At 60.6% G+C, this 12,305-nt stretch carries 11 protein-coding genes; 5 read left to right on the top strand and 6 right to left on the bottom strand.

The features are described from left to right. Nucleotides 1-59: 59 nt before the first annotated feature. From CLU94_RS21135 to CLU94_RS21110, 6 genes are all read right to left on the bottom strand, one after another. Entirely contained in the window at nt 60-341 is a 282-nt protein-coding gene (locus CLU94_RS21135) for an FAD assembly factor SdhE (RefSeq protein WP_034752073.1), read from the bottom strand. Nucleotides 342-458: 117 nt separating this feature from the next. Continuing rightward, nucleotides 459-1,169: a succinate dehydrogenase iron-sulfur subunit gene (locus tag CLU94_RS21130; protein ID WP_034752075.1), complete on the bottom strand. Its 711-nt coding sequence runs from the start codon at nt 1,167-1,169 to the stop codon at nt 459-461. Nucleotides 1,170-1,178: 9 nt separating this feature from the next. Further along, on the bottom strand, nt 1,179-2,960 hold the full coding sequence (sdhA, locus tag CLU94_RS21125; protein ID WP_099667069.1) for a succinate dehydrogenase flavoprotein subunit: 1,782 nt from the start codon (nt 2,958-2,960) through the stop codon (nt 1,179-1,181). Between the two features lie 2 nt (nt 2,961-2,962). Next, nucleotides 2,963-3,328, bottom strand: a complete 366-nt coding sequence (sdhD, locus tag CLU94_RS21120) for a succinate dehydrogenase, hydrophobic membrane anchor protein (RefSeq protein ID WP_034752078.1) — start codon at nt 3,326-3,328, stop codon at nt 2,963-2,965. Nucleotides 3,329-3,330: 2 nt separating this feature from the next. Beyond that, on the bottom strand, nt 3,331-3,753 hold the full coding sequence (gene sdhC / locus CLU94_RS21115) for a succinate dehydrogenase, cytochrome b556 subunit (protein ID WP_034752080.1): 423 nt from the start codon (nt 3,751-3,753) through the stop codon (nt 3,331-3,333). 306 nt (nt 3,754-4,059) lie between these two features. Then, entirely contained in the window at nt 4,060-4,953 is an 894-nt protein-coding gene (locus tag CLU94_RS21110; protein WP_099667068.1) for a GntR family transcriptional regulator, read from the bottom strand. Between the two features lie 305 nt (nt 4,954-5,258). Between CLU94_RS21110 and CLU94_RS21105 the strand changes: the two genes are divergently transcribed. From CLU94_RS21105 to CLU94_RS21085, 5 genes are all read left to right on the top strand, one after another. Continuing rightward, nucleotides 5,259-6,248: a malate dehydrogenase gene (locus CLU94_RS21105; protein ID WP_034789110.1), complete on the top strand. Its 990-nt coding sequence runs from the start codon at nt 5,259-5,261 to the stop codon at nt 6,246-6,248. 110 nt (nt 6,249-6,358) lie between these two features. Continuing rightward, entirely contained in the window at nt 6,359-7,357 is a 999-nt protein-coding gene (locus CLU94_RS21100) for an HpcH/HpaI aldolase/citrate lyase family protein (RefSeq protein WP_099667067.1), read from the top strand. A 13-nt stretch (nt 7,358-7,370) separates the two neighbouring features. Beyond that, nucleotides 7,371-7,925 (top strand): hypothetical protein, encoded by a 555-nt coding sequence (locus tag CLU94_RS21095; protein ID WP_099667066.1) that lies wholly within the window; start codon nt 7,371-7,373, stop codon nt 7,923-7,925. An 88-nt stretch (nt 7,926-8,013) separates the two neighbouring features. Further along, complete coding sequence (acnA, locus tag CLU94_RS21090; protein ID WP_099667065.1) at nt 8,014-10,734, top strand: aconitate hydratase AcnA; 2,721 nt, start codon at nt 8,014-8,016, stop codon at nt 10,732-10,734. Nucleotides 10,735-10,947: 213 nt separating this feature from the next. Next, nucleotides 10,948-12,201 (top strand): DUF2863 family protein, encoded by a 1,254-nt coding sequence (locus CLU94_RS21085; protein WP_099667064.1) that lies wholly within the window; start codon nt 10,948-10,950, stop codon nt 12,199-12,201. Nucleotides 12,202-12,305 lie beyond the last annotated feature (104 nt).

Genomic DNA, 12,305 nt, shown 5'->3' with positions numbered 1-12,305 from the left:
GCAATTCGGCAGTGCTACAGCGCGCCACTCGCACCGTTTGCAATATATCGCCCAGGCGTCTAGGCAATGCGCAGTCGTTGCAACAGTGCGCGCACATGCGGCAGATCGACTTCGCCTTCCGGCTCTTTACGGGCCAGTACCAGATCCATTAACGCATTGTCCGATAAATCCAGCAAACGCGTCAGCGCGTCAACTTCTTCATCGGTCAATTCGGTTTCATACGCATCGAGAAAACGGGTCAGGATAATGTCGTTTTCCAGCAGGCCACGGCGTGAACGCCAGCGCAGGCGGGCGCGGTTGGCCGGGTCGGCCTGATGCGAGGACAAAATTGATTCTGTCATTTGGTTTACCACTTTACGTGTGCCTTGCGGCACGGTGCTGCTTTGCAGGCGCCGCCTGCAGGCAAGAGAGGATACCCTCTTCCCGCAAACGGCGCCCGGCGGACGCGATCAGGGTGATCAGATCGCGCGGCGGACCATCAATTCCTTGATCTTGCCGATCGCCTTGTTCGGGTTCAACCCTTTCGGGCAGACGTCGACGCAGTTCATGATCGAATGGCAGCGGAACAGGCGGTACGGGTCTTCCAGGTTGTCCAGACGCGCGCCGGTGGCTTCGTCGCGCGAGTCGGCGATGAAGCGGTAGGCTTGCAGCAGGCCGGCCGGGCCGACGAATTTGTCCGGATTCCACCAGAACGATGGGCACGACGTGGAGCAGCATGCGCACAGGATGCACTCGTACAGGCCATCGAGTTCTTCGCGCTGTTCCGGCGACTGCAGGCGCTCTTTTTCAGGCGGGATCGAATCGTTGATCAGGAAAGGCTTGATCGAATCGTACTGCTTGAAGAATTGCGTCATGTCGACGATCAGGTCGCGGATGACTGGCAGACCTGGCAACGGACGCAGCACGATAGGCTCCGACAGTTCGTTCAGGTTGGTCGTGCATGCCAGGCCGTTCTTGCCGTTGATGTTCATCGCGTCCGAACCGCACACGCCTTCGCGGCACGAGCGGCGCAGGGCCAGCGAGTCATCGACGTCCGCCTTGATGCGCTGCAGCGCGTCGAGCAGCATCTTGTCGGTGTCTTTCAGTTCGACCGTCAGGTCTTGCATGTACGGCTTGGCATCCTGGTCAGGATCGTAGCGGTAGATTTTGAATTTGAGAGTGCGTGCCATGGTATAGCCTTAGAAAGTACGTGGTTTCGGTTTGAAGGTATCAACCGTCAGCGGCTTGGTCACGACTGGCTTGTATTCCAGTCGGTTGCCTTCCGAATACCACAGAGTGTGCTTCATCCAGTTGTCGTCGTCACGTTGCGGATGGTCGTCCTGGGCGTGGGCGCCGCGCGATTCCTTGCGGGCAGCTGCCGAAACGATGGTCGCTTTCGCCGTTTCGATCAGGTTGTCCAGCTCCAGCGCTTCCACGCGGGCCGTGTTGAAGACCATCGATTTATCCTTGAAGGAGACGTGCTTGCGGCGCTCGTCAAGCTTCATGATTTCTTCGACGCCCTTGTTCAGCATCTCGTCGGTACGGAACACGCCACAGTACTTCTGCATCGTTGCGCGGATGTCGTTCGCCACGCCCTGCACGGTTTCCGTGCCGGTCGAGTTTTCCAGGCGCGCCAGGCGGCCCATGGCGAAATCGGCAGCGTCGGCTGGCAAAGGCTTGTTTTCCTTGGCTTTCAGGCCGCTGTTGACGATGTGGTTGCCGGCCGCGCGGCCGAAGACCACCAGGTCGAGCAGCGAGTTCGTGCCCAGGCGGTTGGCGCCGTGCACCGAGACGCAGGCGCATTCGCCGATCGCGTACAGACCGTTGACAACCTTGGCCGAATTATCCGGACCGGTCGGGGTGACGACCTGGCCGTGGATGTTCGTCGGGATGCCGCCCATCTGGTAGTGAATCGTCGGCACGACAGGAATCGGTTCCTTGGTGGCGTCGACGTTGGCGAACTTGTGGCCGATTTCCAGGATCGACGGCAGGCGCTTGGCGATGGTGTCGGCGCCGATATGGCGCAGGTCCAGCATCACGTGGTCCTTGTTCGGACCGCAGCCGCGGCCTTCCTTGATTTCCTGGTCCATCGAACGCGAGACGAAGTCGCGCGGCGCCAGATCCTTCAGGGTCGGCGCATAGCGCTCCATGAAGCGTTCGCCTTCGCTATTGATCAGGATGCCGCCTTCGCCGCGCACGCCTTCGGTGATCAATACGCCCGCGCCGGCCACGCCGGTCGGGTGGAACTGCCAGAATTCCATGTCCTGCAGCGGCAGGCCGGCGCGTGCCGCCATGCCCATGCCGTCACCGGTGTTGATGAAGGCGTTGGTCGACGCGGCGAAGATGCGGCCTGCGCCGCCCGTTGCCATGACCGTCGTTTTTGCTTCCAGGATCATGCATTCGCCGGTTTCCATTTCCAGCGCGACAACACCGATCACATCGCCTTCGGCGTCACGGATCAGGTCGAGCGCCATCCATTCGACGAAGAAGTGCGTACGGGCGCGCACGTTGCGCTGGTACAGGGTGTGCAACAGGGCGTGACCGGTACGGTCGGCTGCCGCGCAAGCGCGCTGCACCGGCTTTTCGCCGAAGTGGGCCGTGTGGCCGCCGAATGGTCGCTGGTAGATGGTGCCGTCAGGATTACGGTCGAATGGCATGCCGAAGTGTTCCAGCTCGTACACGACTTTCGGTGCTTCGCGGCACATGAATTCGATGGCATCCTGGTCACCCAGATAGTCGCCACCCTTGACGGTGTCGAACATGTGCCAGAACCAGTTGTCTTCGGCCATGTTGCCGAGCGACGCGCCGATACCGCCCTGCGCCGCAACGGTGTGCGAGCGGGTCGGGAAAACTTTCGACAGAACTGCGACGTTCAGACCGGCTTCAGCCAGTTGCAACGACGCGCGCATGCCGGAACCGCCGGCGCCAACGATTACCGCATCAAAGCGGCGGGTAGGGATTGCAGATTTATATGCTGCCACGATTACACACTCCAGAGTATCTGTACCGTCCAGCCGGCACAAGCGATCAACCACAGCATGGTGGCAATTTGCAGGGTCAGACGGAGGCCAGCGCTTTTCACGTAGTCCATCCAGATGTCGCGTACGCCGACCCATGCGTGGTAGAACAGGGCGACGAAGGTCACCAGGCTGAACAATTTAAACCACTGCTGTGCGAACAGACCAGCCCAGCCTTCATAGCTGAAGTTGCTGCCGGTCAGGAAAGAAATAAGCAGGATGGCAACATAGGCCACCATGACGATGGCGGTAACGCGTTGCGCCAGCCAGTCGCGCAAGCCGTAATGGGCACCGACGACGAGGCGTTTCGGTCCGATATTATTGTCTGCCATGTTTAAAATACTCCAAACAGTTTCAAAGCGACCAAAGCCGTCAGCACCAGGCTCACGACCAGCACGGAGGACGCGGTCTTGCGTGCCGAATCTTTTTCGATGGCAACGTGCACATCCATGAACAGGTGGCGGATGCCGGCGCAGAAGTGGTGCAGGAAGGCCCAGACCAGACCCAGGGTGATCAGCTTGACGAACCAGTGCGAGGCGATGCCCTGGAAGTAGGCATACGACATTTCGGAACGCAGGCTCAGTTCCAGCATGTACAGGATGCACGGCAGCAAGGCGAAAATGATGAAACCGCTGATGCGATGCAGGATCGAGACGATGGCGCCGACAGCCATGCGGTAGTTCGACAATTCGGTAACATGAATGTTACGGAATTGCGGCCGTTCTTTTTTTGGTACTTCTCTTACGGCTTCAGACATAACAAAAACCTCCCCTTTGAATTTCAACTAAATATTGAAGCCGCGATTTTCGCCGATTTTCGCAACCCATACCAATATCTATTGTTACATATAACCAAAATGGTTTTTTACTACAAAATACCGCGCTACTTTCCGTAGTTCACGTAATTTAATTACAGAATCGCCGGCAAAACACGGCCCGCCGGGGCGGGCCATGCTGTCGCTGCGCTTTCCGTTGTCTCCGTTGCCCGCCTTGCGGCAGGCATCTTGCAAGCGATGCACTTCAGCCTTGCTGCTTGTTCGGACGCCCACGGGCGCCCCGCCGCTTCAGCTGAGTTCATTCTGATAATGATGACGACTGGTCAGGTACAAGCCCCGGCGCAGTTCGACCGGCTTGTCGCCGTAGGTAAACGACACGCGCTCGGAACTGAGCAAGGGCGTGCCGAGGTCGATATTTAACAATTGCGCGGCGCCCGCGTCGGCGCACACGGCGCGGATCTGTTCGGACGCGCGGATCATGCGCGTGCCAAATTCCGTTTCGAACAGGCCGTACATGGGGCCCTTGTATTCCACCAGGCGCTCAGCCGTCAGGCCCTTGAAGATCAGGCCGGGCAGCCACAATTCCTCGACGATGGTCGGCACGCCGTCGAAATACTGCACGCGCTTGATGAAGATGACGGCGTCGCCGGACTTCAGGTCCATCAGGCGCGCCACGTCGGCCGGCGCGCGCACGCGCTTGACCTCAATAAACTTGCTTTCGGGATAGTGCGGCACGCCTTCGTCCGGCACCAGGCGCAGGAAGCGGAAATGCGCACGCGCCTCATGGTGGGTGGAAACAAAAGTGCCCTTGCCCTGGCGGCGCATGACGAGATTCTCGGCGGCCAGTTCATCGATGGCCTTGCGCACCGTGCCCTGGCTGACCTTGAAACGCCCCGCCAGCTCGACTTCGCTGGGAATCAGTTCGCCCGGCTTCCATTCGCCCGATTGCAAGCTCTGCGTGATGAGCGCCTTGATCTGCTGGTACAGGGGACTGAAGGTGGGCGAGGCATTCGCGGCAGGCGCTGGCACGGCGGCGGTGGCAGTGGTATTGACGCTGGCAACAGGGGTGGCGGCGGTGCTGGCCGCTGCGGCAACAGGCGTGGCCGGGGTGCCCGCGGTCGGACTGACCGCCCCGCTTGCAGCAGTGGCATTGTTGGTCAGATTGGACGAGGCGGAATTCATAGTCCGACATTTCAACACAAATCACTGCCCGCGTCCAGTAAAACACACGCAGTTATCTGTCTTATATAAGACATAAGATATGATTGACAGATAGAGATCGGAGGCCTAAACTGCCCTCGATAAAACTTGTGAGCCAGCGTTTTATGTTGTCGGCCAGCCACTCTGGCCTCGTGCAGCACAAGCGTGACGGCAGCGTACACCAGCAATTCGGTGGCGCGGGCCGGTTTTGGTATCATTATAGTTTTTCCGGATAAGCGTAAGCCCAGCTTCAAGCCCGTTTTCTTTCCCATTTTTGGAGATTCATCATGGCTAAAACCCCAATGCGTGTTGCAGTGACCGGCGCCGCCGGCCAGATCGGCTACGCCCTGTTGTTCCGCATCGCCAATGGCGACATGCTCGGCAAAGACCAGCCTGTCATCTTGCAACTGCTTGAAATCCCGGACGAAAAAGCCCAGAAGGCGCTCAAGGGCGTGATGATGGAAATCGACGACTGCGCGTTCCCGCTGCTGACGGAAATGACCGCCCACTCCGATCCGCTGACCGCCTTCAAGGATGTCGACGTGGCCGTACTGGTTGGCGCGCGTCCACGCGGCCCAGGCATGGAACGCAAGGACCTGCTGGAAGCGAACGCCCAGATCTTCACCGTGCAAGGCAAGGCGCTCGACGCCGTCGCTTCGCGCAACGTCAAAGTACTGGTGGTCGGCAACCCTGCCAACACCAACGCCTACATCGCCATGAAATCGGCGCCATCGCTGCCGGCGAAAAACTTCACCGCCATGCTGCGCCTGGACCACAACCGCGCGCTGTCGCAAGTCGCTGCCAAGACCGGCACCGCCGTGAAAGACATCGAGAAGCTGACCGTCTGGGGCAACCACTCGCCAACGATGTACGCCGACTACCGTTTCGCCACCGTGAACGGCAAGGCTGTCAAGGACCTGATCAACGACCAGGAATGGAACGCCAACACCTTTCTGCCAACCGTCGGCAAGCGCGGCGCGGCCATCATCGAAGCGCGCGGCCTGTCGTCGGCAGCGTCGGCAGCGAACGCCGCCATCGACCACATCCATGATTGGATGCTGGGCACCGCCGGCAAGTGGACTACCATGGGCGTTCCTTCGGATGGCTCGTATGGCATTCCTGAAGGCACCGTGTTCGGCTTCCCGGTCACCACCGACAACGGTGAGTACACCATCGTTCAAGGTCTGGAAATCGATGCATTCTCGCAAGAGCGCATCAACCTGACCCTGAAAGAACTGACCGAAGAGCGCGAAGGCGTGAAACACCTGCTGGCCTAAGTCCAGTATTGGCGGCGCGGCCTGAGCGCCGCCCGCCAAGAAGGCCGCCCGCGACATTCGCGGCGCGGCTGTTTTCTCAAGTAGTTTTTACCTGCAGAAATGCCTTAAGCATGCACCCTTCCGAGGTTTTATTCCAAGGCAAACGCCAGCCGCTGTTGCTCGCCGCTTGCGACCACTACGCCGGCTCTGAAAAGCTGATGCGTAAATCGATTGCTTTGCAACAAGAGCTTGGCCCCCTGTTCGACATCACGTTCGACTGCGAAGACGGCGCCAGCGCCTGCAACGAAGAATCCCACGCCCACATGATCGCCGGCCTGCTGGCCAGCGACGAGAACCAGTTCAACCGCATCGGCGTGCGCGTGCACGACGTCGACAGCCCGTTTTTCGCGCGCGACGTGGAAATCATCTGCGGCGCCGCGTCCCGCCTGGCCTATATCGCCGTGCCGAAGGTGGGCGGCGTGCAGGATGCCATGCTGGCCATCGACCTGATCAACCTGCACGCGCGCCGCGCCGGCCGCGACAACCTGCCCGTGCATATCCTGATCGAGACGCATGGCGCGCTGCGCGACGCCTATGCGATCGCCGCCCTGCCCCAGGTCGAATGCCTGTCCTTCGGCATCATGGATTTCGTTTCGGCCCACTACGGCGCCATTCCCGCCGCCGCCATGCGCACGCCGGGCCAGTTCACGCATCCGCTGGTGGTGCGCGCCAAGCTGGAAGTGGCCGCCGCCTGCCACGCGCACGGCAAGGTGCCGTCGCATAACGTGACGACGGACGTGCGCGATTCGGCCGTGGTGGCGAATGACGCCCAGCGCGCGACAGCCGAGTTCGGCTACACGCGCATGTGGAGCATCCACCCGGACCAGATCAAGCCCATCATCAAGGCCTTCACGCCGCGCCTGTCCGAAGTCAACGAAGCCAGCAATATCCTCAATGAAGCGCTGCGCGCCAACTGGGGACCAATTGCGCAAAATGGCCGCTTGCACGACCGCGCCAGCTACCGATATTATTGGACCGTTTTGCAACGCGCCAAACTGGCAGGCCTCGGCCTGCCCGAGGCGGCCGCTGCATTACTCAACGCCCCCTCTTCCAGCACCACTGAAAACTGACAGGAATTACACGATGTCCCTCTCCAAATTAGCCATTGCCTGCAGCGTCGCGCTGGGCGCCATGACCCTCACGCTGGCACCGGCCAGCTTCGCCGCCACGGATACCAAGGAGCCGGCAAAAGCCAAGGCCGTCAAGGCCAAGCCGAAAGCCAAGGCCACCAAGGCCAAAGCTGCCGCCAAGGAAGCGCATCCGCTCGCCATGTCGGTGGTCGACAAGGAAGAATCCGATGAGCCGGATACCGCCGGCTCCGCTTCCACCGATTTCAATTGTGAACTTGGTAATAAAATTACCATCTACACCAATGCGACTGACGACAAACACATCGCCCTGCGCTGGAAGAAGCGCCTGCACCGCCTGAGCCGCGTGGGCACCACCACCGGCGCCAACCGCTTCGAGAACCGTCTGTATGGTCTCGTCTGGATCGGCATCCCGGCCAAAGGCATGCTGCTCGATTCCAAGCAGGGCCGCCAGCTGGCCAATGAATGCAAGGATGCGGAGCAAGCCAAGCCTGCGGCAGTGGTGGAAGCCGCGCCATCGCTGGGCGTGCTGCCGGCGACCGGCGGCTGATGTGAGCAGCAAGGGCCTCTTCGGGGGCTCAGTCATGTTTTGTAATTTGAATAATCAATAAATAGACGATACCCAACAAGGAGAGGTCATGTCCCGCAACACTCTGAACACGCTCAAGGACTTTAATATTTCGGATAGCAAGAAGGGCAAGCTGTACTCCCTGCCTGCGCTGGAAAAAAGCCTGGGCATCAATGTCTCCCGCCTGCCAGTGTCGATTCGTATCGTGCTCGAATCGGTATTGCGCAACTGCGACGGCAAAAAAGTCACCGAAGAACACGTCAAGCAATTGGCGAGCTGGGGCCCGACCGCCGAGCGCACCGACGAGATCCCGTTCGTAGTGGCGCGCGTCGTGCTGCAAGACTTCACCGGCGTGCCGCTGCTGGCCGACCTGGCAGCGATGCGCAACGTGGCCGCCAAGATGGGCATCAACGCGAAGAAAATCGAACCGCTGGTGCCGGTTGACCTGGTGGTCGACCACTCGGTGACCATCGATCATTACCGCGAAAAGAAAGCGCTGGACCTGAACATGAAACTGGAATTCTCGCGCAACAACGAGCGCTACCAGTTCATGAAATGGGGCATGCAAGCCTTCGACACCTTCGGCGTCGTGCCACCAGGCTTCGGCATCGTCCACCAGGTCAACCTGGAATACCTGGCACGCGGCGTGCACCACGCAGGCAAGAAAGCCGGCGACGTGTACTACCCTGACACCCTGGTCGGCACCGACTCGCACACCACCATGATCAACGGCATCGGCGTGGTCGGCTGGGGCGTGGGCGGCATCGAGGCGGAAGCCGGCATGCTGGGCCAACCGGTCTACTTCCTGACGCCAGACGTCATCGGCGTGAACCTGTCGGGCGCGCTGCGCGAAGGCTGTACCGCCACCGACCTGGTGCTGACCATCACCGAATTGCTGCGCAAAGAAAAAGTCGTCGGCAAGTTCGTCGAATTCTTCGGCGAAGGCACGGAATCGCTGACCTTGACCGACCGCGCGACGATCGCCAACATGGCCCCGGAATACGGCGCGACCATGGGCTTCTTCCCTGTCGACGAAGCCACCATCGATTACTTCAAGGGCACCGGCCGCAGCAAGGCTGAGATCGCCGCGTTCGAAGGCTACTTCAAGGCGCAAAACCTGTTCGGCGTGCCAAAAGCGGGCGACATCGACTACACCCGCGTGGTGGAACTGAACCTGGCGTCGGTCGCTCCGTCGCTGGCCGGCCCGAAACGCCCGCAAGACCGTATCGAAATCGGCAACGTCAAGGCGAACTTCGCCGAGCTGTTCGCCAAGCCAACGACGGAAAACGGCTTCAACAAGAATCCGGCCGACCTGGCTGCCGTGTACGAAACGACGAACGGCGTAAAAGTGTCGAACGGCGACGTGCTGATCGCCGCGATCACCTCGTGCACCAACACCTCGAACCCGAGCGTGATGCTGGCTGCCGGCCTGCTGGCCAAGAAAGCCGTGGAAGCCGGCCTGAAAGTCGCTCCGCACATCAAGACCTCGCTGGCCCCTGGCTCGCGCGTCGTGACCGAGTACCTGACGGCCGCCGGCCTGCTGCCATACCTGGAAAAACTGGGCTTCGGCGTGACCGCCTACGGCTGCACCACCTGTATCGGCAATGCGGGCGATCTGACGCCCGAGTTGAACGCCGCCATCGCCACGCACGACATCGTCGCGTCGGCCGTGCTGTCGGGCAACCGTAACTTCGAAGCGCGTATTCACCCGAACATCCGCTCGAACTTCCTCGCTTCGCCACCGCTGGTCGTCGCTTACGCCATCGCCGGCAACATGACGCGCGACCTGATGACGGAACCGGTCGGCAAGGGCAAGGGCGGCAAGGACATCTACCTGGGCGACATCTGGCCGACCTCGGCTGAAGTCTCGGCCATGATGAAGTTCGCCATGAACGCCAAGGTGTTCAAGGACAACTACGCGGACGTCAAGGGCGCACCAGGCAAGCTGTGGGAGAAAGTCACCACTGTGTCCGGTCAAGTCTACAACTGGCCGAAATCGACCTACATCGCGGAACCGCCGTTCTTCGACAACTTCTCGATGACGCCAGCGGCAGTGGCCACCGGCATCGAAGGCGCGCGCGCACTGGGCGTGTTCGGCGATTCCATCACCACCGACCACATCTCGCCAGCCGGCTCGATCCAGGAAAACGGTCCTGCAGGCAAGTGGCTGAAGGAAAACGGCGTCCTGAAAGCGGACTTCAACTCCTACGGCTCGCGTCGCGGCAACCATGAAATCATGATGCGCGGCACGTTCGCCAACGTGCGCATCAAGAACCGCATGATCCCTGCGAAAGCGGACGGTTCGGCAGTCGAAGGCGGCATCACGATCCACCAGCCTTCCGGCGAAGAAATGTCGATCTACGACGCAGCGATGAAATATGTTGCTGAAGGCACGCCAACCATGGTCTTCGGCGGCGAAGAGTACGGCACGGGCTCGTCGCGCGACTGGGCAGCCAAGGGCACCCAGCTGCTGGGCGTGAAAGCCGTGATCACCCGTTCGTTCGAGCGTATTCACCGCTCGAACCTGGTGGGCATGGGCGTGCTGCCGCTGCAATTCATCGGCGACGACAGCGTGCAAACGCTGGGTATCACCGGCAAGGAAACCTTCGACCTGAAAGGCCTCGAAGGCGAAATCAAGCCACAGCAACTGGCTACCCTGGTGATCCACCGCGCCGACGGCTCCAGCCAGGAAGTCAAAGTCCTGCTGCGCATCGATACGCCGATCGAAGTCGATTACTACAAGCATGGCGGTATCCTGCCATTCGTGCTGCGTCAACTGCTGGCCGAGTAATCAGCCCAGCTGTGAGGTAAGATAAAAGCGCCGGTTCCGACCGGCGCTTTTTTTCGTCCCGGCACCCCGTTTTTCCTTGAAATTCAGACTATTGGCATGATCTAAGGACAGCTTACGTATTGCGTGCGGCTGAATCCTCTACAATACGGTTATAAGGGTTTATCATTGTTTGACTGATCCATTTTTTTCACTTTCCGAGACTCTTATCCCGCTATGCGTCGTCCTTCCAAAGATTCATCCCATAAACTGACTGCCGACAGCCAGCGCCTGGTCACCTTTGCCCAGGCGATCGTACAGGCAGCCAGCCGTCTCGAAGAGCGGTCCTGGGAACACAGCCTGGATACGCAGCTCCAGAAATTACTCAAAACCGGCCACCAGGACACCATCGACAACACCCTGGGCAGCCTGTTCAAGGAAGACTTGAACGCCTACGACGTGCTGATGGACTGCGTTGAAGCCGTCAGCGAATCGACCGTCGTCACGCATGAAGACGTGCGCTACGACGCCCTGCTGGTGGCCGTGCCCATCCTCGCGTGGACGCGCTTTTCCATCGCCTCCGGCCCCATGGCCGGCGACGCGCACGGCGTATTGTCCGCGCATTTCGCTGCCCACCTGCTGGCCGACGGCACGAAGATGGCCATGGCGCCGACCCTGTATTCGATCGACCAGTTACCGCGCAGCCACGTCGAAACCTATGCCAAGACGCAGAAGCTGGCACTGGCCGCCCTGAAAGGCACGGCCGTCAAGCCCTCGAGCAAAGAGGCGGAAACGGCGCCCTTCCTGGCCGATACGCGCTACCTGCTGGTGGCCGTGGTAGCCCCAAGCGGCGCCCCCCTGTTCCGCTGGCAGACGCCGGCCAGCCAGCCCGACTTCATCAAGGAGCGCAGCGCCGCGCTGGAACAATGGCGCACGCAGGCGACGCCGACGATTGCCCGCCTGCTGCCGGGCTGCGGCCTGGAACTGCTGCTGCCGGAAGCATACTACGTGGCCTGCCGCGAAGCGGACAAGCTGATACGCCCCGTCTCCGTGCGCGCCGCCGTGCACTACCTGACGCACACGCTGGCCATCGAGCCGTCGGAACTGCGCGCCGTCATCGCCGGTTTCGGCGAGGAAGCGGCCGATGGCCAGGTGGACGAGTACCGCATCGCCTTCACCCTGCGCCAGGCGCCGGACGTCATCTACGGCATCGTCTGGCCTTTGTACGGCCAGGAAGACGAGGATGGTACGCCGATCGAAGGCCTGATCCAGGTCGGCATCGCCGCGCTGGACAAGCAAAAGACGCCCGTCGATGAAATTATCGAGCATCTGAACGCCGCCGGCGTGACGCAGATCAAGCGCCACGCGGAACGTTTTGTCGGCGAATACTGCGACGATTGCGGCGCGCCCCTGTTTGCCGACCCGGTGGGCGAGCTGGCGCATGCGGAAATGCCGGAAGATACGCCGCAAGGTACCGAGCATTTTCATTAATTGATGCAGCATGGGGCCGGAAGTTTTCTTCCGGCCTTTTTTTCGCCCCGACCGCCGATGCCTTCCAGCCCAGTCTCGCTCTCTCCCCTGCGGCCAGCATTGCT

The organism is Janthinobacterium sp. 13 (assembly GCF_002749695.1).
GTDB lineage: Bacteria > Pseudomonadota > Gammaproteobacteria > Burkholderiales > Burkholderiaceae_D > Janthinobacterium > Janthinobacterium kumbetense.
This window is presented reverse-complemented; position numbering and strand designations above follow the sequence as displayed.